20 protein-coding genes are annotated in these 21,237 nt (G+C 62.5%); 9 read left to right on the forward strand and 11 right to left on the reverse strand.

From position 1 onward, the window contains the following. Positions 1-45 precede the first annotated feature (45 nt). The 4 genes from MHI61_RS21190 to MHI61_RS21205 are packed head-to-tail and all read left to right on the forward strand — an operon-like array spanning position 46 to position 3,339. Complete coding sequence (locus MHI61_RS21190) at positions 46-1,212, forward strand: ABC transporter permease subunit (protein WP_239790395.1); 1,167 nt, start codon at positions 46-48, stop codon at positions 1,210-1,212. Further along, the gene (locus MHI61_RS21195; protein ID WP_239790396.1) at positions 1,209-2,153 is read left to right on the forward strand and encodes an ABC transporter ATP-binding protein; all 945 of its coding nucleotides are present in this window, start codon (positions 1,209-1,211) and stop codon (positions 2,151-2,153) included. The genes MHI61_RS21190 and MHI61_RS21195 overlap by 4 nt, the downstream gene beginning before the upstream one ends. Next, positions 2,150-2,899: an ABC transporter permease gene (locus tag MHI61_RS21200; protein WP_097606930.1), complete on the forward strand. Its 750-nt coding sequence runs from the start codon at positions 2,150-2,152 to the stop codon at positions 2,897-2,899. Before MHI61_RS21195 ends, MHI61_RS21200 begins: the two co-directional genes overlap by 4 nt. Positions 2,900-2,943: 44 nt before the next feature. Next, positions 2,944-3,339, forward strand: a complete 396-nt coding sequence (locus tag MHI61_RS21205; RefSeq protein WP_097606929.1) for a VOC family protein — start codon at positions 2,944-2,946, stop codon at positions 3,337-3,339. A 77-nt stretch (positions 3,340-3,416) separates the two neighbouring features. Here the strand turns inward: MHI61_RS21205 and MHI61_RS21210 are convergent, their stop codons facing one another. Next, positions 3,417-3,809 (reverse strand): PRC-barrel domain-containing protein, encoded by a 393-nt coding sequence (locus MHI61_RS21210; RefSeq protein WP_038686634.1) that lies wholly within the window; start codon positions 3,807-3,809, stop codon positions 3,417-3,419. A 251-nt stretch (positions 3,810-4,060) separates the two neighbouring features. On the opposite strand from MHI61_RS21210, the gene MHI61_RS21215 reads away from it, so the two are divergent. From MHI61_RS21215 to otsA, 3 genes are all read left to right on the forward strand, one after another. Then, positions 4,061-5,761, forward strand: a complete 1,701-nt coding sequence (locus MHI61_RS21215) for a long-chain fatty acid--CoA ligase (protein ID WP_239790397.1) — start codon at positions 4,061-4,063, stop codon at positions 5,759-5,761. 138 nt (positions 5,762-5,899) lie between these two features. Beyond that, on the forward strand, positions 5,900-7,525 hold the full coding sequence (gene pgi / locus MHI61_RS21220) for a glucose-6-phosphate isomerase (protein ID WP_239790398.1): 1,626 nt from the start codon (positions 5,900-5,902) through the stop codon (positions 7,523-7,525). Between the two features lie 506 nt (positions 7,526-8,031). Beyond that, positions 8,032-9,456, forward strand: a complete 1,425-nt coding sequence (otsA, locus tag MHI61_RS21225; protein WP_222141733.1) for an alpha,alpha-trehalose-phosphate synthase (UDP-forming) — start codon at positions 8,032-8,034, stop codon at positions 9,454-9,456. 105 nt (positions 9,457-9,561) lie between these two features. On the opposite strand, the gene MHI61_RS21230 is transcribed toward otsA, so the two are convergent. From MHI61_RS21230 to MHI61_RS21240, 3 genes are all read right to left on the reverse strand, one after another. Then, the gene (locus MHI61_RS21230) at positions 9,562-10,488 is read right to left on the reverse strand and encodes a carbohydrate kinase (RefSeq protein ID WP_239790399.1); all 927 of its coding nucleotides are present in this window, start codon (positions 10,486-10,488) and stop codon (positions 9,562-9,564) included. A gap of 62 nt (positions 10,489-10,550) precedes the next feature. Next, on the reverse strand, positions 10,551-11,240 hold the full coding sequence (locus MHI61_RS21235; protein WP_239790400.1) for an orotate phosphoribosyltransferase: 690 nt from the start codon (positions 11,238-11,240) through the stop codon (positions 10,551-10,553). A 71-nt stretch (positions 11,241-11,311) separates the two neighbouring features. Continuing rightward, on the reverse strand, positions 11,312-11,968 hold the full coding sequence (locus MHI61_RS21240) for a TetR/AcrR family transcriptional regulator (protein ID WP_239790401.1): 657 nt from the start codon (positions 11,966-11,968) through the stop codon (positions 11,312-11,314). 101 nt (positions 11,969-12,069) lie between these two features. Between MHI61_RS21240 and MHI61_RS21245 the strand changes: the two genes are divergently transcribed. Both MHI61_RS21245 and MHI61_RS21250 read left to right on the forward strand, forming a co-directional pair. Further along, positions 12,070-12,894, forward strand: coding sequence for an NmrA family NAD(P)-binding protein (locus MHI61_RS21245; RefSeq protein WP_239790402.1), 825 nt, complete (start codon positions 12,070-12,072; stop codon positions 12,892-12,894). Beyond that, positions 12,882-13,379, forward strand: coding sequence for an anthrone oxygenase family protein (locus tag MHI61_RS21250; protein ID WP_239790403.1), 498 nt, complete (start codon positions 12,882-12,884; stop codon positions 13,377-13,379). The genes MHI61_RS21245 and MHI61_RS21250 overlap by 13 nt, the downstream gene beginning before the upstream one ends. 795 nt (positions 13,380-14,174) lie before the next feature. On the opposite strand, the gene MHI61_RS21255 is transcribed toward MHI61_RS21250, so the two are convergent. From MHI61_RS21255 to MHI61_RS21285, 7 genes are all read right to left on the reverse strand, one after another. Further along, complete coding sequence (locus tag MHI61_RS21255) at positions 14,175-14,711, reverse strand: glyoxalase superfamily protein (RefSeq protein WP_239790404.1); 537 nt, start codon at positions 14,709-14,711, stop codon at positions 14,175-14,177. A gap of 190 nt (positions 14,712-14,901) precedes the next feature. After that, the gene (locus MHI61_RS21260) at positions 14,902-16,080 is read right to left on the reverse strand and encodes a GGDEF domain-containing protein (RefSeq protein ID WP_239790405.1); all 1,179 of its coding nucleotides are present in this window, start codon (positions 16,078-16,080) and stop codon (positions 14,902-14,904) included. Between the two features lie 179 nt (positions 16,081-16,259). After that, positions 16,260-17,306 carry a dihydroorotase gene (gene pyrC, locus MHI61_RS21265; RefSeq protein ID WP_239790406.1) on the reverse strand — a complete coding sequence of 349 codons (1,047 nt, stop codon included), beginning with the start codon at positions 17,304-17,306 and terminating at the stop codon, positions 16,260-16,262. 81 nt (positions 17,307-17,387) lie between these two features. Further along, positions 17,388-18,020 carry a nucleoside triphosphate hydrolase gene (locus tag MHI61_RS21270; RefSeq protein ID WP_239790407.1) on the reverse strand — a complete coding sequence of 211 codons (633 nt, stop codon included), beginning with the start codon at positions 18,018-18,020 and terminating at the stop codon, positions 17,388-17,390. After that, complete coding sequence (locus MHI61_RS21275) at positions 18,017-18,799, reverse strand: ATP-binding cassette domain-containing protein (protein WP_010030521.1); 783 nt, start codon at positions 18,797-18,799, stop codon at positions 18,017-18,019. Before MHI61_RS21275 ends, MHI61_RS21270 begins: the two co-directional genes overlap by 4 nt. Positions 18,800-18,801: 2 nt before the next feature. After that, positions 18,802-19,866: an ABC transporter permease gene (locus tag MHI61_RS21280; protein WP_239790408.1), complete on the reverse strand. Its 1,065-nt coding sequence runs from the start codon at positions 19,864-19,866 to the stop codon at positions 18,802-18,804. Between the two features lie 152 nt (positions 19,867-20,018). Further along, on the reverse strand, positions 20,019-21,038 hold the full coding sequence (locus MHI61_RS21285) for a sugar ABC transporter substrate-binding protein (RefSeq protein WP_239790409.1): 1,020 nt from the start codon (positions 21,036-21,038) through the stop codon (positions 20,019-20,021). Between the last annotated feature and the right edge of the window lie 199 nt (positions 21,039-21,237).

A 21,237-nucleotide genomic window follows, 5' to 3' on the forward strand; every position in this document is an offset into this window, starting at 1 on the left:
CGCCCGGCAGCGGGCGGAGCGTCCTTTCCCCATAAGGTTGGATCGATGGACGAAACCTCAGCGGTCCGCAGGCTGGACCGGCTCGGCGTGGTTCTGGCGGCCGGCGGCATTGCGGCCACCGCACTGATGCCCTTCATCTACGTCAAGGCGAACCGCATCGCCGCCGGCAAGCCGATGCTGCTGGCTCAGCTGCTTCCCCAGCCTTCCGTCGTCATCCTGACCGCCCTCCTCATTCTCACGGCCTTGGCGACGCTGTTTCTCCGCAACGCCTTGGCGCGGCTTGTCATCGCGACACTCTGCCTTGCGGCGCTGGTCGTTGCGATCGGTCTCGTCTCGAGCGCGGCGACGCCGCCCGGCAGTACCGTGGCGCGCATGACGCCCGGTGGCGGCTTCTGGGTGCTGTTCGCCGTGATCGGGCTCGTCATCTCCGATGCGCTGGTCAAGATAAGGCTGGCGCCATGGATGCGAGTGGCGGCGCTTGCGGCCTATACGGCGCTGCTCTTCATCTCGCTCGCCTCCGGCCTGCTCGACAGCCTGTCGATCATGAAGGAATTTTCGACGCGGGCGCCGCAATTCGAGACGGAAGCGATTTCGCATCTGCTGCTGGCCCTCGGCTCGCTCGCCATCGCCATCGTTCTCGGCCTGCCACTCGGCATCCTCTGCTTCTGGGTGCCCAGGCTGCGGGCCGTGGTGCTGCAGGGCCTGAGCCTCATCCAGACGATCCCGAGCCTGGCGCTCTTCGGCCTCTTGATGCTGCCGCTCGGCTATCTCGCCACCCATGTGCCGCTGGCGGCCGCTGCCGGTATCCGCGGCATCGGCACGGCGCCGGCGCTGATCGCACTGGTGCTCTATTCACTGCTGCCGATCGTCGCCAATACCGTCGTCGGCCTGCAGGGCGTCGACCCCTCGGTGCGCGACGCCGCAGCCGGAATGGGGCTGACACGCCGGCAGATCCTTGTTGGTATCGACATGCCGCTCGCCTTTCCGGTTATTCTCACCGGAATCCGCATCGTGCTGGTGCAGGCGATCGGCATGGTGACGATCGCCGCGCTGATCGGCGGCGGCGGCTTCGGCATCTTCATCTTCCAGGGGCTCGGCCAGACGGCGATGGACCTCGTCCTGCTCGGCGCCGTGCCGACCGTCTTCCTCGCCTTCTCATCGGCCGTCATCCTCGATGCGGTCATCGACAGCATCCGGGGGCCTGCCGCATGAGCATGATCGAAATCCGCAACGTCACCAAGCGCTATGGTGCTGCCACCGTCGTCGACAATGTCTCGATGCAGGTCGAAAAGGGCTCGATCACCGTCGTCGTCGGCACGTCGGGCTCCGGCAAATCGACACTGATGCGGATGGTCAACCGGCTGGTGCCGATCACCGAAGGCGAGATCTTCGTCGGCGGCCAGAATGTCATGGACGTCGAGGTGACGGAGCTTCGCCGCCGGATCGGCTACGCGATCCAGGGGCACGGGCTGTTTCCGCATCGGACCGTGGCGCAGAATATCGCCACCGTGCCGCAGCTGCTCGAATGGGATTCGACGCGCATCGCAGCGCGCGTCGAAGAGCTGCTCGGACTGTTCAACCTCGATCCGGCGACTTTCGCCGACAAATATCCGCACCAGCTTTCCGGCGGCCAGCAACAGCGCGTCGGCGTCGCCCGGGCGCTGGCGGCCGAACCGGAACTGCTGTTGATGGACGAGCCTTTCGGCGCCCTCGATCCCGTCATCCGCGGCAAGGCGCAGGACGACCTTCTGGCGATCCAGAAACAGTTCGGCACGACCATCATCCTCGTCACCCACGACATGGACGAGGCCTTCCATCTCGGCAATCGGATCGCGGTGATGAGCCAAGGCCGCTTGCTGCAATGCTCGACGCCAGAAAAGATCCTCACCGAACCCGCCGATCCCTTCGTTCAGCAACTGACCGGCACCTCCGACCGGGCGCTGAAGCTGATGTCGCTGCTGCCGCTGAAGGAGAGCATGGAGCCGGCCAAGAGCGGGCTCGCCTATGCCCTGCCGCAGTCGCTGAGTCTCCGCGACGCGCTGGCCGAAATGATCTGGCAGGGGGTCGACGAGGCGGCCGTGCAGGATGGCGAGAAGGCCCCTGTCGGATCGATCTCGATGAGCCGGCTGCTCGAACTGGGCCGCAAGGCATGAAACTTCTCGTCGCCAATCTCTTCCGCCTGGCGGCGCTCGCCCTGCTCTTGATCCTGCTGTTCAGGACCGAGTGGCTTTCCTTCCTGCTGACGCCGCTGACCAGCAACAATGCGCCTGCCGTCTATACGCAGAACAGCCTTGCCTCGCTTGCGCTCGGGCATCTGCAGCTCGTCATCGGCTCGATCGCCTGCAGCGCCGTGCTCGCCGTTCTCGGCGGCATCTTCGTCACCCGCGACAGCGGCGCCGACTTCCTGCCGCTGTCGCGGGCGATTGCCAATGCCGGGCAGACCTTTCCGCCGGTCGCGGTGCTGGCGCTGGCCGTTCCCGCCACCGGCTTCGGCGCCATGCCGACGCTGATCGCGCTCTTTCTTTATGGCCTCTTGCCGATCTTCGAAAACACCGTCGCCGGTCTCAAGCAGGTGTCGCCGCAGGTGCTCGACGCCGCCGACGGCATGGGCATGAGCGCCACGCAGCGGCTGTTGCGGGTCGAGCTGCCGCTGGCCCTGCCGCTGATCCTCGAAGGGCTGAAGGTCGCGACCGTCATCAATATCGGCACGGCGACGATCGGCTCGACGGTGGCGGCAAAGGGTCTCGGCGAAGTGATCATCGCCGGGCTGATATCGGACAATACCGCCTTCATCCTGCAGGGCGGGCTGATCGTCGGCCTGATGGCGGTGCTGATCTATGACGCCATGGGCCTCGTCGAAGCGGCGATCACGCGAAGAATCGGCTTGCGCGCGGCGTAAGGGGACCGCTACCACAGGCGTGACCGAAAAAATGGGAGGCAGAATTGGCGAAGATGATCCACTCCATGATCCGTGTTCTCGACGAGGCGCGTTCGGTCGAATTCTACAGCAAAGCCTTCGGCCTCTCGGTCGCCGACCGTGTCGATTTCGAAACCTTCACGCTGATCTATCTCAGCAATGCAGAGACCGGCTTCGAACTGGAGATGACGGTCAACAAGGGCCGGACCGAGCCCTACGCTCTCGGCAATGCCTATGGCCATCTCGCCGTCTCGGTCCACGAGGTGGCGGTCGAACGTGAGCGCATGCTGAAACTCGGGCTGAAACCGGGTGAGCTGGTCGAGCTCAATCGCGACGGCAGGCTCTTCGGCCTGTTCTTTTTCGTCAACGATCCCGACGGCTACAAGATCGAAGTGCTGCAGCGCCACGGGCGGTTTCTTTAGAACCCGCCATCACCAATACCACACCAAAAAGGCCCCGTTTCCAACGGGGCCCTTCCAGTTCGGCCTATCGGACGAGATTACATCCAGTAAGGCGGCACGCCATAGTAGTCATAGACCCGGCGGCCATTATCGTTGTACCAGGTGTCGTCATCGTCCGAATAGCTCGGGGCGCCTTCGATCTGCTCCTTGGTCAGGTCGATGCGATAGCCGTCCAGCTGGGTGTCGTAGTTCAGCTTTTCCCAGGGGAGCGGATAGTGATCGTCACCGATGCCCAGGAAGCCGCCGAAGCTCAGCACCGCATAGGCGACGCGGCCATCGAGCTTGCCGATGATCAGGCGTTCGATCGAGCCGATATGCCTGCCGTCGGCGCCGTAGACGCGGGTGCCTTCGACGCGGTCGCTGGCGATCAGCGAAGGCGTATCCTTCACATTCGGGTCGCGGCGGGTGGCGTCGGTTTCCTCGTTCAACATTTGTGCACCTCCTTTGGTGTTTCCTCATGGTGAGTATGCAGAATCAACGTCACGGCGGACTCAAAGTTCCCGGTCGAGCCATCCGCAAATGTTGACGTTTACGTCAAGGTTAGTATAGCGTCATTCAGCTTGAACCGTTCAGGCAATGGCATAAGCTGCCGGACAGGAAGATGGAGGATGCTTCCGGTCAATTGCAGGCCAGCCGACAGCGGGTCGGCCGGCGCGGCGGCCGCAAGGGAGAGAGAGATACGATGACCAGCATTTCCGTCCATCCGAACGGAGCAAAAGCCGACAAGCCCTGGCTTGCCACCTATCCCGATATGGTTCCGGCCGAACTGCCGCCGCTGGAATATGCCTCGCTTGCTGAACTCTTGGAAAAATCCTGCGCCCGTTATGCCGATCGCACGGTTTTTTCCAGCATGGGCAAGGCGATGAGCTACCGCGAGCTGGACGACCAGACGCGCAAGGTCGCCGCCTGGCTGCAGGGCATCGGGCTCGACAAGGGCGACCGCGTCGCGGTGATGATGCCGAACGTCTTACAGAACCCGGTCGCGACCTATGCCATCCTTAGAGCCGGATTCGTCGTCGTCAACGTCAACCCGCTCTATACGCCGCGTGAACTCGAACACCAGCTGCGCGATTCCGGCGCCAAGGCGATCTTCGTCCTGGAGAATTTCGCCCGTACGGTCGAGCAGGTCCTGAACAAGACCGATCTGCGCCACGTCGTCGTCACCTCGCTTGGGGAGATGCTTGGCCCCAAGGGGCTGATCGTCAATTTCGTCGTGCGCAAGGTGAAGAAGCTCGTTCCCTCCTGGTCGATCCCGCAGCACAAGAGCTTCAGCCAAGTGCTGCGCGAAGGCGCGAAAAAGAGCCTTCAGCCGGTGGCGCTTACCGGCGGCGACGTCGCCTTCCTGCAATATACCGGCGGCACAACAGGCGTTGCCAAGGGCGCGGTGCTCACCCATCAAAACCTGCTCGCCAACAAGCTGCAGCTATCGCTCTGGCTGCGATCGGCCTTCGAGCGCAAGAAACAGCCCGAAGTGCTGAATTTCCTCTGCGCCCTGCCACTCTACCACATCTTCGCGCTGACGGTGAATTCGCTGATGGGCATTTCGCTCGGCGCCCACAATATCCTGATCGCCAATCCGCGCGACATTCCCGGCCTCGTCAAGGAATTCGGAAAGTCTGATGTGCATATCTTTCCCGGCCTCAACACGCTGTTCAACGCGCTGATGAACAACGCCGATTTCGCCAAGCTTGATTTCTCCCCGCTGATCATGTCGCTCGGCGGCGGCATGGCCGTGCAGCGCCCGGTCGCCGAACGCTGGCTGAAGATGACCGGCACGGCAATTACTGAGGGTTACGGCCTTTCCGAGACATCGCCTGTTGCCACCGCCAACCGCTTCGATTCGATCGAGTTTACCGGCTCGATCGGTCTGCCGATGCCCTCCACCGACCTCGATATCCGCGACGAGGAGGGCAATTCGCTGCCGCTCGGCGAAATCGGCGAGATCTGCATCCGCGGGCCGCAAGTGATGGCCGGTTATTGGCAGAAGCCGGAGGAAACGGCGCGGGTGATGACGGCCGACGGCTATTTCCGCTCGGGCGACATGGGCTTCATGGACGAGCGCGGCTATACCAAGATCGTCGACCGCAAGAAGGACATGATCCTGGTTTCCGGCTTCAACGTCTATCCGAACGAGATCGAGGAAGTCGCCGCCATGCATGCCGGCATTCTCGAAGCCGCGGCGGTCGGCGTGCCGGACGGGCATTCGGGCGAGGCGGTCAAACTCTTCGTGGTCAGGAAGGACCCAAACCTGACGGAAGCCGAGGTGAAGGCCCATTGCATCGCCAATCTCACCAACTACAAGCGCCCGCGCTTCATCGAATTCCGCACCGAACTGCCGAAGTCGCCGGTCGGCAAGATTTTGCGCAAGGACCTGCGCGGCTAATTTGACAAGCTCATGAAATTTAAGGCCATCCGCTTGCCGCGGGTGGCTTTTTTCATATTGGAGCGGCGGCCGAACTTGATTTGGGGCCGATAAAGCGAATAGTTTCCGCAACCCTTTCCGCCTCCAAGGAGCCTCCCCATGAACGCCATCGTCGAACAGCTGAAAAGCACGGCCGCCACCACCAAGGCGACCGATCTCCGGGCCGCCTTCGCCGCCGATGCGCAGCGCTTTTCGCGCTTCTCCGTCGCGCTTGACGATCTCCTGATGGATTTTTCCAAAACGGCGGTGAATGACGACATCCTGAAGCTGTTGGTCAAGCTCGCCGAAGAAGGCGGTGTCGAGAAGAAGCGCGATGAGATGTTCTCCGGCAAGGCGATCAATTTCACCGAGGAGCGCGCCGTTTTGCACACGGCCTTGCGCAACCGCTCCAACACGCCTGTTCTGGTCGACGGCAAGGATGTCATGCCCGATGTCAACGCGGTGCTTGCCGCCATGGGCAAATTCGCCGACGAGATCCGCTCCGGCGCGCTGAAGGGCGCCACCGGCAAGGCGATCACCGACGTCGTCAATATCGGCATCGGCGGCTCGGACCTCGGCCCCGTCATGGCGACGCTGGCGCTTGCCCCCTTCCATGACGGCCCGCGCGCCCATTTCGTCTCCAACATCGACGGCGCTCATATCGCCGATATCCTGAAGCTGCTGCAGCCGGAGACGACGCTTTTCATCGTCGCTTCGAAGACCTTCACCACCGTCGAAACGATGACCAATGCGCAGACGGCACGCAATTTTATCGCCAAGGCGCTCGGCGAAGCGGCCGTGCAGCATCACTTCGCCGCCGTCTCGACCGCGCTCGACAAGGTCGCCGCCTTCGGCATCGACAGCACCCGCGTCTTCGGCTTCTGGGATTGGGTCGGCGGTCGCTATTCCATCTGGTCGGCGATTGGCCTGCCGCTGATGATCGCCATCGGACCTGGGAATTTCGGCAAATTCCTTGACGGCGCCCATGCCGTCGACAACCACTTCCGTAAGACACCGGTTACCGAAAACCTGCCGATGCTGCTCGGCCTGATCGGCTTCTACCACCGCAATGTGCTTGGTTATCCCACCCGCGCCATCCTGCCCTACGACCAGCGCCTGTCGCGCTTTCCCGCCTATCTGCAGCAGCTCGACATGGAATCGAACGGCAAGGGCGTCACCGTCGACGGTACGCCGGTCGAGGGCAACTCCGGGCCGGTCGTCTGGGGCGAACCCGGCACCAACGGCCAGCACGCCTTCTACCAGCTCATCCATCAGGGCACGAGCATCATCCCGGCCGAATTCATGATCGCCGCCAACGCCTTCGAGCCGGAGCTGCGTCATCAGCACCAGCTGCTGATCTCCAACGTTCTCGCCCAGTCGGAAGCGCTGATGAAGGGGCGCACCTTCACGGAAGCCAGGAAGCAGCTGACCGACAAGGGCATGGACGACAAGAAGGCCGATTTCATCGCCCCGCACCGTGTCTTCCAGGGCAACCGGCCGTCGATCACCTTCGTTTACGACAAGCTGACCCCTTACGCGCTTGGCCGCTTGATCGCGCTTTACGAACACCGCGTCTTCGTCGAAGGCGTGCTCTTCCGCATCAACTCCTTCGACCAGTGGGGCGTCGAGCTCGGCAAGGAACTGGCGACGGGCTTGCTGCCTGTCGTCGAGGGCAAGGAGAGCGCGGCAGGCCATGATTCCTCGACGCAAGGGCTGGTCGCGGCGCTGGCGAAACTCGCAAAATAGCGATCGAGGGGCGGCGCGCCGACCCTTAATCCGTGAGGCCGGGCAACTGTCCCTGCCCGTCCTCCGGCGATCTGTGTGGCTAGAGCCGGTGGGCTGCGACCGGCGCGCCCATTGACCGGCCGACGCCGCGATCGGCGCCAACATCATCATTGCCAAAACGGACATCGGCGGGCTCTGATCGGGCCCCTGCCGCGCGATGGGTTCATCGTGCGGAACCGGATGAAACGTTCTTCTAATGGAAAATTGTAGAAAGAATTCTTCCATTCTGTTGGAATCGCCCTAGATTCAAGCAAATTCTGTGCAATGGGTATTTCCGACGACATGGCCTATCAAGCCCGGAACGACGCTTCGTTCCATTGTTCCCGCCGGCCTATGCGGCGGCCCCTCGTCCGGATGCGTCGTTCGATGTCGGTGCCTGCCCGGCATCGCCCCCGTCAGATTCAGGAGGTTCTCCAGGACGCTCGTCACATCGCGTTTTCACGCCTCATCTCAACTGAAGGAAGCTTATGAGCCGTCTTATCGTCGTTTCCAATCGTGTTCCCGTGCCGAGCAAGGACGGGGGTGCTGCTGCCGGCGGGCTGGCCGTCGCGCTGCAGGCGGCCCTGCAGGAGCGCGGCGGCATCTGGATGGGATGGTCGGGAGAATCGAGCGGCGACAGGGAACCGGGCGCGCTGTCGCTGCAGCAGAAGGGCAACATCACCTATGCCCTGACCGACCTCACCGACACCGACGTCGAGGAATATTATCGCGGCTTTGCAAACCGCGTTCTCTGGCCGATCTGCCACTACCGCCTGGATCTCGCCGAATATGGCCGGAAGGAAATGGCCGGTTATTTCCGCGTCAACCGCTTCTTTGCGCACCGACTGGCGCCGTTGATCGAGCCTGATGATATTATCTGGGTTCACGATTATCACCTCATCCCGCTGGCGGCGGAACTGCGCCAGATGGGACTGAAGAACCGGATCGGCTTCTTTCTGCACATTCCCTGGCCGCCGGCCGACATCCTCGTCACCATGCCGGTCCACGAGGAAATAATGCGTGGGCTCTCGCATTACGATCTCGTCGGCTTCCAGACGGACTATGATTTGCAGAATTTCGCCGGCTATCTGCGCCGCGAGGGCATTGGCGACGACCTCGGCAACGGATTGTTCGATTCACACGGGCGGATATTCAAGGCCGGCGCCTATCCGATCGGCATCGAGACCGCAGCCTTCGCCGAATTCGCCAAAAAAGCCGCCGACAACGTCATGGTCCAGAAGACCCGGCGCAGCATCGAAGGCCGCGACATGATCATCGGCGTCGATCGTCTCGATTATTCGAAGGGCATCATTCAGCGGCTGGAAGCGTTCGAGCGTTTCATCACCAGCAATCCCGCCTACCAGAACAAGGTGACTTTCCTGCAGATCACGCCGAAATCGCGATCGGAAGTTCCCGAATACGAGCAGATGCAGAAGATGGTCGCCGAACAGGCCGGCCGCGTCAACGGCGCCATCGGAACGGTCGACTGGGTGCCAATCCGCTATGTCAACCGATCGATCAGCCGCAATGTGCTCGCCGGGCTTTTCCGGCTGGCGACGATCGGGCTGGTCACGCCGTTGCGCGACGGCATGAACCTCGTCGCCAAGGAATATGTCGCCGCCCAGGATCCGGATCGCCCGGGTGTCTTGGTGCTATCACGCTTCGCCGGCGCCGCACGCGAGTTGAAGGGCGCGCTGCTGGTCAATCCCTACGACGTCGAAGGCACCGCCAATGCCATCGCCAAGGGCCTCGCCATGTCGCTCGAGGAGCGCCGCGAGCGCTGGAGCATGATGATGGAGCATCTGCTCTCACACGACGTCTCGCTCTGGTGCGAGAACTTCCTGCGGGACCTGGTGGTTGCTTCCGAGCTCCGGCCGGAGCGGGCTGAGGGGGCGCGACCGCGCGAGGTGTGAAACCTCCGGCAAAACAGTGCAGGTTGGCACGAGAAATGGGGCGTCGAGACCTTGCGGCATATCCCTTCTCCCCCTCGGGGAGAAGGGGGAATCGAGAGCCTGAGCTTAAAGCCCGATCTCATGCGCCCAGGGCGGGTTGGCGCCGGCGCGGGAGACGGTGACGGCGGCGGCTTTGGCGCCGAGCGTCAGGGCGTTGCGCACCGCCTGTTCGTCGAGCGAGGCGACCTGCGCCTTGGTCAGCAGGCCATCCCTCTTCAGCGAGGCGAGCACACCGGCATCGAAAGTGTCGCCGGCGCCGACCGTATCGACGACCGCGACGCGCTCGCTCGGCACCGTCACCTTGCGATCCCTTGTATAGCCGGAGGCGCCTTCGGCGCCCTTGGTGATGACGACGAGCTTGGCGCCGTGGGCGAGCCAGTGGGCGGCGAGCGCGTCGTGGTCGCCCGAAAGGCCGAACCAGTCGAGATCCTCATCGGAGAATTTGACGATGTCGGATTTGGCGGCCATGCGCTCAATGCGGGCCATATGCGCCGGCTTGTCCTTGATGAAGCCGGGGCGGATGTTGGGATCGAGCGAGATGACGCGCTGTTCGGCTTCGCGGTCGAGCAGCGCCTCGTAGGTCTCACCGCAGGGGCTCGGGATCAGGCTGATCGCGCCGAAATGCAGTGCTTCGCAATCATCGCCGAGGACGGGCAGGTCGGCCTCGGTGATCATCCGGCCGGCCGTACCCTCGTCGTAGAAGGCATAGGTCGCCTGGCCGTTGACGAGCTTGACGAAGGCGATCGTCGACGGGCGCTGCGTGATGGCGCAGGGGCTGTAGTCGACATTGGCGGCCTTCAGCGTCGCAAGCAGGATTTCACCCATCATGTCGTCGGCAATGCCGGTGAAGAAGGCCGTCGGTATGCCGAGGCGGCCGAGCGCGATCGCGGTGTTGAAGATCGCGCCGCCGGCATAGGGGGCAAAGCCCTTTTCGCCAAGGGTCGTGTCCCTCGGCAGCATGTCGATCAAGGCTTCGCCGCAACACAAAATCATCGGATTCCTCCCAACAGGACTTACGCGTTCTTCAATCGATTAAGCGAGCTTTTGTCAAAAGGCTAGAGCGAAAGCTCACTGACGCCACCATTCCTTCCCGACCAGGCGAGCGGCGCATCGAGGAAGGCCTCGACTTCTTCGAGCGTCTTGTCGTCGAACAGCTTCTGCGCCCTGGCGACCGCCAGAACATTGCGCCAGGTGGCGATATGATGCAGCCGGACCTTGCCGTCGGTAAAGCGCTGCTGGCCGAAGATGTCGTAGAAGAACAGCGCGATGCCGTGATCGACGATGCCGCCGGCGGCGCGGACCGCATCGATGAACTTGAACATGCTGCCGCCGGCCGTCGTCAGGTCCTCGATGACGAGCACACGTGAACCTTCCGGCATGTTGCCTTCGATCTGGGCATTGCGGCCATGCCCCTTCGGCTGCTTGCGGACATAGATCATCGGCAGGCCGAGGCGGTCGGCGAGCAGGGCGGCGAAGGGAATGCCGGCGGTCTCGCCGCCGGCGATGCAATCGAACTGCTCGAAACCGGCGTCGCGCATCAGCGTGCTGGCGGCGAAATCCATCACCGTCGAACGGATGCGCGGGTAGGAGAGCAGCTTGCGACAATCGATATAGACCGGGCTCGCCATACCGGAGGAGAGTTTATAGGGCTGAGCGGCATTGAAATGGACCGCCTTGATCTCCCAGAGCATCTTGGCCAGCAATTCGGCCATCGCGTCGCGGTCGGGAAATGTGGTCTGGATCATGCGGCTCTCCTTCGGCTTGGATCCCTGCGGGAATAGCAGCAAGAGCCCGCCGTTTCCAGACGAAAGGCGGGCTATTGCTGCAGCAGGCGGCCGATATCAACGATCTGCATCTTCTTGAAGAGAGCGACTGCCTGAGCGCCCTCCTCCGCATCCAGCGAAACGGCATAACGCACGGCGGCGGCAAGCAGCTGCATCGTCAGCCGGGCGATCGCGAGAAGCTCCTTCCGGTCGCGATCCGGCCATAGGCGGATAAGCACCGCGAGAAATGCCTGGGCATGGAATTCCATATCCTCGGCATCGATCTGTTGCAGCAGCTTGTCGGTATGGGTCGCATGCCAGATGTCGCGCATGACGGGCTCGCGGCGGAAGAAGGCGTAATATTCGTCGACGATATTGGCGAGTGCGCCCTGCAGGGCCGCAGCGTCGGTCACCTTCGCCAGTTCCTCTTCAACGCACCGCCTGCCCTCTTCGTTGAAGCGCTCAGCCAATGTGCGGATGATTGAGGTCTTGTCCGGAAAATACTGGTAGAGGGCACCGAAGGAGAGACCGGCCTTTTCGACGATCTCGCTCATCTTCAAGCCGTCGCTGCCATGGCTTTCGATCAGCTCGGCGGCCACAGTGAGGATCTTTTCGAAGCGCTCGCGGCCGCGCTGCTGGCTGGGAATGCGGCGCAGCTGGCCGGTAGCCTCCTGCTGGCGTCTGCGCGTTGCGACCGGCTGTTCCGACATGCTCTCTCCTTTTCCACATTGACAAACAAAATAAGAGAGATTATCTCATTTAGCAAATAAGAGAGTTTCTCTTGTTTGCAAAGTTTGGGAGGAGTTTCGACATGCAGACTTCCGAAATCGTCCTCGTCGGGGGATCGGGAAAGACCGGCGGCCGCATCATCAAGCGCCTGGAAGGGCGCGGCCTCACCATTCGTGCGGCATCACGCTCAAGCGCACGGCCCTTCGACTGGGAGGACAGGTCGACCTGGCACGGCGCGCTTGAGGGGGCATCGAGCGCCTATGTCGCCTTCCAGCCGGACCTTGCCGTCGCCTGGGCGGCGGAAGCGATCGAAGCGCTTGCGAAGGTCGCTGTGGAATGCAGCCTCGACCATATCGTGCTGCTTTCTGGCCGCGGAGAAGAAGGCGCGCAGCGGAGCGAGGCGGCGCTGAAAGCTTCCGGCATTAACACCACCATCCTGCGTGCCTCGTGGTTCTGCCAAAATTTCAGCGAGGGCGCCTTTGTCGAGCAGATCATTGGCGGCCGGCTGCAATTGCCGGCGGGCGAGATCGGGGAACCTTTCATCGATGTCGACGACATCGCCGATGCGGCGGTCGCCGCTTTGACCGATCCCGGCCACCGCAACAAGGTTTACGAACTGACCGGCCCGCGAGCGCTGACATTCCGCCAGGCGGTCGCCGAAATCGCCGCGGCCACTGGGCGGCCGATCGAATATGAGCAGGTGTCGATGGCAGATTTCACCGGCGGGCTTGCGGCTGCCGGCCTGCCGCAGGGCCTGAACGATCTTCTGGAGGAGCTCTTCGGCCAGGTACTCGATGGGCGCAACTCCGGCACCGCGGGCGGTGTCGCCGAAATTCTTGACCGCCCCGCCACCGATTTCAGCGAATATGCCCGCCGGACCGCGGCAACCGGAATATGGAGCCTCTGACCGTGCAGATCATTCTCATCATCTCCCTCGTGGCCGCGGCGATCGGCAGCGGTCTCGTCGCCGGCATCTTCTTCGCCTTCTCGACCTTCATCATGACCGCCTTTTCCAGGATCCCGGCGGAACAGGGCATTGCCGCGATGAACTCCATCAATGTAACGATCGTCCGCTCGCCCTTCATGGCGCTCTTCGTGCCGACGGCGATCCTCTGCCTCGTCATATCAGTGCTGGCGGTGATCAACTGGCGCGGCGGGGTATCGGCGCTGATGCTGACCGGCGCCGCCCTCTATCTCCTGGCTTCTTTCGTCTCGACCATCGTCTTCAACGTGCCGATGAACAATGCGCTGGAGAAGGTGAGCGGCAACGGTCCGCAAGCGGCCGAGCTCTGGACGACCTATCTCAGGGACTGGACGTGGTGGAACCATGTGCGGACCGTGGCCTCGCTGCTTGCCTCGGTCGCCTTCGTCAGGGCGCTGATGCTGGTTTGAGGCATGCAAGGAGCAGCGCTGCGGCGTGTCCTTCGAGGCGATCCTGCGGATCGCACCGAGGACCATCAGAGGGTGCCGCGGTTTCGCGTCCGCCGTCGTCCGCTTATCTGCCCGTATTCCGGCGTCGGAAATTACGCCAGGCCGATATCATGGCGAGCAACAGGAACAACCCCGCAAAAGCGCCCCATAGGGAGCCGCCTTCCGTCAGGTTTTCACCGTCTGGTGTGAGGCAACTGGATGATGCTTGATATATGCAATCTCGAAACCTCCAGTATCTTTCATAGAATAACCATCCGAAAAAGATCGACAGAAGCGCTGAAACCAAGACCGAAACATATTTCATTTTGTGCCTGCCGCCGTCTGGGAGTTATTCCGATTTGAAAAATCGCCGTCACAATTGGCCTCAAGCGATCAGCCCTCAGGCCGGGCCAGGCACCGATGTTGTAACTGTAGGTTTAAAATACCCGGATGCAAGCGCCGGCAATGAAGAGCCCGTTGTTTGTGTGTCTCTGTACGCTGACGGCCGCGTTTGGCGAGAATGCCAACCACACTCTCCGTCATCCCAGGCCCTGAGCCTGGGATCCATGCGATTGCTGATGGGTGCGGTGTGGATGCTCGGCTCAAGGCCGAGCATGACGGAGGGTGGGGTGGGCAGGAGAAACCCGTTCGCAGCGCAGACGCCGTGTCGACGCCATCCGCTGGCGAAACCAGACAATGCCAGTCACGGCCTAAACTGACTTGGTGAGGGTGGAGACCGCGCATATGACAAAGAGGCTGGCCTTGTCAGCGCTCCGCCTATCTCTGCTCGCAAAAAGCGATGCGGTTGCTGAAGGGGTCGGTGACGGTCATCTCCAGCCCCCAGGGCGCTTCCTCCACGCCGGGCTTCAAGTAGCGATAATCCTTGCCGGCGAGTTCGGCGTGGTAGGCCCGGACATTGGCGACGCGGACGAAGGCCTTGGCGCCGGGGCTGGCGTCGCCGGAATGTTCGCTCAGGTGCAGCGTCATGCCGTCGCGCGAGACCTGGCAATAGAGCGGGAAATTCTCGCCGAAGCGGTGCTCCCAATCGAGATGGAAGCCGAGAAAGCCGCAATAGAACTCCATGGCCTTTTCCACGGAGAAGATACGGAAGATCGGCGTCGGCGGCTCGATGCCGACCGCGGAGCGGGCGGCATCCGCCGCATCGATCTTCGCCGAGAGGATATTCCATTGCTCGAGCCCGAATTGCCGGGCGACGATTTCGAGGGTTTCACTGTGGGTGAGGGAAATGTCGCGGTCGGCAAGGGCCTGCCGTAATGTCTTTGCCATGAGCTTGGCATCGCGAAAATCGCGCATGATGTCATCCTTCCGTTGGCGGCAAACAGGAAGATCAGTGCCCGCGTCTGCTGACCCGTTCGCCATCGATCGCCAAACGGCAAGGGACGTGAAGGATGGTATCGGGATGCATTCACCATAACGCCGAAACGTCGCGGGGCGGCTGGCCGCATCCGGCCGAAGGCGAGGTTATGAGAGGATGCATCCGGAATCAAGACGCCGTGCGCGCCACCTCGGCCGGAACCGCTCTGAGGTAAGCAGCAAGCTCGACGCGATTGCGGCCGCCGCGCTTGGCAGCATAGAGCGCCTTGTCGGCAGCACTCAGCATGGTGTCGAAATCCAGCATCTGCGCGCGGCCGGGCGCGACGCCGATGCTGACCGTGCATTTCAGCATCTGACCGTCGATATCGATCTCGCGCGCCTCGAATGCCCTGCGGATGCGCTCGGCGGTCAGTTCGGCCCGGCCGGGCATGATCTCTTTCAGCACCAGCGCGAACTCTTCGCCGCCGAGCCGGGCGGCGGTGTCGCCGGCGTGGCAACTGGCCTGGAGTTGCTCGGCGAAGACCGTGAGCACGCGGTCGCCGGCGGCATGGCCGAAGCGGTCGTTGACGGATTTGAAATGGTCGATATCGAACACGATGACGGCGGTGGTCGAACCCATGGGGCGCGTGCCGTATTGGTCGAAGATGGCGCGGCGGTTGAGCAGGCCCGTCAGCGGATCGGTGATCGCCTCGAGACGATGGCGCGCGGCAAGCCGCCATTGATGCAGCGCCAGCGACAGGGCGCCGATCCCGGTCATGCCGGCGATGCAGACGGCGAGGCTCAGATCTTCGGCCCAATTGTTGGGTGCTGCGCCGAGCACCAGCTTACCGTCGGAGATCAGCACGCCCGCACAGAGCACGAAAGAGATCGCCGTCAGCGTATAGAGTGCGGCGATGCCGAGGATCGGCGCCGGCGCCTCGGCGCGGGCGAGCCAATATTGCCGTGCGGTGGCAAAGAGCAGGAGGGCGATGGCAAGATTATCGGCGATGAAGGCCAGGCCGTCATAACCCGCCAGCATCGGCACGACGGAAAAGATCGTCGCGGCCAGCGCGCGGATGGCAATGGCCGGAATCGACAGCCGACTGGTGAGGAACTGCTTGCCGGCGCCCCAGATGGTGGCGAAACCGGCGTGGAAAAGGCCAAAGCTGGCGATGCCAAGCCATTTCTCCGGCGTGTTCACATAGGCGCTGTAGACGAAGATGCCGACGACGACGAGGACGAGGCCGATGGTGGCGGTCAGCAGCACGGTTTCGGCCCGGCGGACCAGCCAGCTTCCCATCAGGGTCACGGCAAGGCATGCCGCGGAAACACCGAGCGCCAGCAGGAGGGAGTTATAGTCAAGCGTCATGCTCTTCAGTCTCCGCAGCTGTTGCCGCGCCGGAATATTGGCAGCTCATGGGGTCCGCGACGAGGACTGTCTTATACATCCGTTAACAAATGATGCATTGCACAATGCAAATGTTACGCGTTTAACCTCGCGCCGAAATTTAAAATGAATTTTCGATTTAAAATTGAAAATCTGAGCGCTTACGCCTCAGGCATCACCTGCCAATGCAGAGGAAACATCGGGTCGAAGACGGTCACCGGTCCGGCGCCCGTTTCAATCCTGGCGGGAAAGACGACCGGCTCGGCCTGCCTTGAGAGGGTGATGCGCTCCTCGTTTGGCTGAAGCCGATACCAGGCCGGGCCGTTCAGCGACGCGAAGGCTTCGAGCTTGTCCAGCGCGCCCTCCTCTTCGAAGACATGGGCGAGGCAGCTCATCGTATTGATCGAGGTATAGATGCCGGCGCAGCCGCAGGCGCATTCCTTCAGGGGATCGACATGCGGCGCGGAATCCGTGCCGAGGAAGAAGCGGGCGTCGCCGCTGACGGCGGCGGCGCGCAAAGCCAGGCGGTGGTTTTCGCGCTTTGCGACCGGCAGGCAGTAATAATGCGGCCGGATGCCGCCGACCAGGATGGCGTTGCGGTTGATGATCAGATGGTGGGTGGTAATCGAGCCGGCGAGATTGCCCTTGGCGGCCTTGATGTAATCGATGCCATCCGATGTCGTCACATGCTCCATCGTCACCTTCAGCTCCGGCAGGCGCCGGCGCAGCGGATCGAGCACGGTGTCGATGAAGACGGCCTCGCGATCGAAAATATCGACGTCAGGCGTCGTCACCTCGCCGTGGACGCAAAGCGGCAGGCCAATCTTCGCCATGCGCTCCAGCACCGGCATCGCCTTTTCCATGTCGCGCACGCCACCATGCGAATTGGTGGTGGCGCCGGCCGGATAAAGCTTGACGGCGGTGACGAGGCCGCTTTCGGCGCCGGCTCCGACATCGTCGGGGCTGGTGTGCTCGGTGAGGTAAAGCGTCATCAGCGGCTGGAAGCGATGGCCGTCCGGCAGGGCCTTGAGGATGCGCTCGCGATAGGCCGCTGCATCCGATGTGGTGACAACAGGCGGCACCAGATTGGGCATGATGATGGCGCGGGCGAAGGTGCGGCTCGTATCGGCGATCACGCCTTCCAGCATGGCGCCGTCGCGCAGATGCAGGTGCCAGTCGTCAGGACGGCGGATGGTGATCGATTGCATGGCAGGCCTCCGAAGCGATGCGTCTGCGGCCTCGATAGCACTAAAGCGGGCCGCATTGAAATCGATTCATGCGCCGCGGCATTACGCCAGCGCGATCTCCAGCGTCACATCGGCCGGGCGGCGGTTTTCGAGGATCAGCCTTCCGTTTGGCAGGTCGTTGCCGTAGACCTTGGCGCTGGCCGCTTCTTCGCTGAGATTATAGCCGCGCCAGCGTTCCCAGAGGCGCTCCTCGAGCACCTCGATCGGCGGCGCCAGCATGATGGTGAAATCGAAGATGCCGTCGAGTTCGGCCCATTTGCCCTGGGTGAAGAGCAGATAATTGCCTTCGACGATGATGAACCGGTCCTTGGGATCGATCGGCGAGGCCGAGGCGATGGCGAGTTCGCGCGCGCGATCGAAAACCGGCGCCAGCACCTCCTGGTCGGCCCGTTTCACGGCTGCGATGATATCGAGGAAACCGCGGACGTCGAAGGTCTCGGGAATGCCCTTGCGGGCCAGCAGGCCGCGTTCGATCAGGATGGCATTGTCCATGTGGAAGCCGTCCATCGGCAGGACCGCAGCACTTTCGCCCTTGGCTTTCAGCGCCGCCGCCAGATTGTCGGCCATGGTCGATTTGCCCGAACCCGGCGGCCCGGCAATGCCGATCAGGAACCGTCTGGCATCGCCGGCGCGGCCAAGAACCTCGCCGGCGATTTCGTCGATGCGTGCACTCATGCAGCAACGGGCTCCGTCGGCACCGCCTTGGCGCCGGTCATGAAGGCGACGGCGTCCGACATGGTGTATTCCTTCGGATTGATCACCGTCAGGCGTCGGCCGAGGCGGTGAATATGGATCCGGTCGGCCACTTCGAAGACATGCGGCATGTTGTGCGAGATCAGCACGATCGGCAGGCCACGGGCGCGCACATCGAGGATCAGTTCCAGCACCTTGCGGCTTTCCTTGACGCCGAGAGCCGCGGTCGGCTCATCCATGATGATGACCTTCGAGCCGAAGGCGGCGGCGCGGGCGACGGCGACACCCTGGCGCTGACCGCCGGAGAGTGTCTCCACCGCCTGATTGATGTTCTGGATGGTCATCAGCCCGAGTTCGGAAAGCTTGTTGCGCGCCAGCTTTTCCATCGCCGGCCGGTCGAGCATGCGGAACAGCGAGCCGAGCGGGCCTTTCTTGCGGATCTCTCGGCCGAGGAACATGTTGTCGGCGATGGAGAGCGCCGGCGACAGAGCGAGGTTCTGGTAGACAGTCTCGATGCCGGCCTCACGCGCTTCCATCGGCGAGCGGAAATGCACCTGCCGGCCTTCGAGCGTGATCACTCCCTCGTCGGGTGTGACGGCGCCTGAAATCGCCTTGATCAGCGAGGACTTGCCGGCGCCGTTATCGCCGATGACGGCGAGGATTTCACCCGGGTAGAGGTCGAAATCGGCATTGTCGAGCGCGGTCACGCGTCCATAGCGCTTGACGAGACCGCGGGCGGTGAGAATGGGTTCGACAGTCATGATCACACCGAAACCTTTCTGATCCACTGATCGATAGCGACGGCGGCGATGATCAGCACGCCCGTCAACAGGACTTTCCATTGCGGATCGGCGCCGAGCATGTTGAGGCCCATCGACACGACGCCGACGATCATGGCCCCGAACAGGGTGCCGAGAATGGAGCCGCGGCCGCCGAAGAGCGAGATGCCGCCGATCACGGTCGCGGTGATCGCCTGGAGGTTATAATCGGTGACGGCCGAAGACGGGGAGATCGAGCCATTGCGGCCGATCGAAACCCAGGCGGCGAAGGCGGCGATGACGCCCGATATGGTGTAGACGGTGAGCAGCACCTTCTTGGTCTGGATGCCGGAGAGCTTGGCCGCCTCGGGATCGTCGCCCACCGCATAGACATGCCGGCCCCAGGCGGTGTGATTAAGCACATACCAGAGCAGCAGGACGAGCAACACCATGGCGATGACGCCGAGGGTGAGCACAGCGGTTCCGAGCCTGAAGCTCATGGCGAAAAGATGCAGTAGCGGCGCCTGTGCGTCGACATCGGCGTCGCGGATCGTCTCATTGGCGGAATAGATGAAATTCGTCGCCATGACGATATTCCAGGTGCCGAGCGTGACGATGAACGGCGGCAGCTTCATGAAGGCGACGAGGAAGCCGTTCAGCAAGCCGCAGAGACCGCCGACAAGCATGCCGGCTGCGACCGCGATCGGCGTCGGGATGCCATAGGTGATGGCGACATTGCCCATGATGACGGCCGAGATCACCATGATGACGCCGATCGAAAGATCGATGCCGGCCGTCAGGATGACCAGCGTCTGGGCGGCACCCAGAATGCCGACGATGGCGATCTGCTGCAGGATCAGTGTCAGGGTGTAGGACGAGAAGAAGCGTCCGCCGATCGTTGCCCCGAAGATGATGATCGCCAGCACCAGCACGATCAGCGGCACGGCGGCCGGCGTCGAGTGCAGAAAATGCTGGGCGCGCTTGATCAGCGGGACGCTCTGGTGCTCGAAGGAGGCGACGTTCTTGTCGCTGCCGTCGAGAACGCGTTCGAATTCCTGTGCTCCGGTCATGGTTCCTCCTCCGCATCCGCGCGCCGAACCCGCGCGGAGGCCGTCACTCCTGTTCATCCGTTCGTTGCTTAGCCGGTGGAGTAACGGCACATCGTCCGTCCAAAACGGCCGGGGATCAAGCCCCGGCCGTTTTCCGATTCAAAAGCGCGGGCTTAGCCCCAGCACTTGTCCGTGCCTTCCTTGGTGTCGATCGACTTGACGCCGGAAACCGGCTTGTCGGTGACGAGCGAGACGCCGGTGTCGAAGAAGGACTTGCCTTCCGTCGGCTTCGGCTTCTCACCGGAGTCGGCGAACTTCTTGATCGCCTCGATGCCGAGCGACGCCATCAGCAGCGGGTATTGCTGCGAGGTGGCGCCGATGACACCTTCCTGGACCGACTTGACGCCGGGGCAGCCGCCGTCAACCGAGACGATCAGCACGTTCTTTTCCATGCCGACAGCCTTCAGCGCCTGATAGGCGCCGACAGCGGCCGGCTCGTTGATCGTGTGGATGACGTTGATGCCAGGATCCTTCTGCAGAAGGTTTTCCATGGCCTTGCGGCCGCCTTCCTCGTTGCCGTTGGTCACGTCATGGCCGACGATGCGCTTGTCGTCTTCGTCGCCGATCTTGTCCGGGTTCTTCGGGTCGATGCCGAAGCCCATCATGAAGCCCTGGTCGCGCAGGACGTCGACCGTCGGCTGCGACGGCGTCAGGTCGAGGAAGCCGACCTTGGCGTCCTTGGCCTTGTCGCCGAGCGTTTCCTTGGCCCACTGGCCGATCAGCTTGCCGGCGAGCAGGTTGTCGGTGGCGAAGGTGGCGTCGGCGGCATCGGCCGGCTCGAGCGGCGTGTCGAGCGCGATGACCAGCACGCCGGCATCACGCGCCTTCTTGACCGAAGAGACAATGCCCTTGGTGTCCGAGGCGGTCAGCAGAATGCCCTTGGCGCCATCGGCGATGCAGCTTTCGATCGCCGCAACCTGGCTTTCGCTGTCACCGTCGACCTTGCCGGCATAGGACTTCAGCGAAACGCCGAGTTCCTTGGCCTTGGCCGTCGCACCTTCCTTCATCTTGACGAAGAAGGGATTGGTGTCGGTCTTGGTGATGAGGCAGGCGGAAACGTCGGCGGCCATGGCCGGCGCGGAAAAGGCGACGCCGACTGCGAGCGCGCCGAAAGCGAGAACTGATTTCTTCATGAACTCCTCCCAGAGTTTGCCGGCGCCGCCCGTGCGGGCCGGAATTTTCGAGATGTGACACTTCGCTTCGGTCGCTGCTGCTTCCGAAGCCGCCTCGTGCCCTTGACGAGGGCAATTAAGAGCGAAAGAAATCGGCTTGTCAATAAATAAATCCAATTGAATTATTAATTCGATGTGGCATGCTCAATCGCATTAAGAT

Origin of the sequence: Rhizobium sp. K102 (assembly GCF_022385315.1) — a bacterium.
In the GTDB taxonomy this organism is placed as follows: domain Bacteria; phylum Pseudomonadota; class Alphaproteobacteria; order Rhizobiales; family Rhizobiaceae; genus Rhizobium; species Rhizobium croatiense.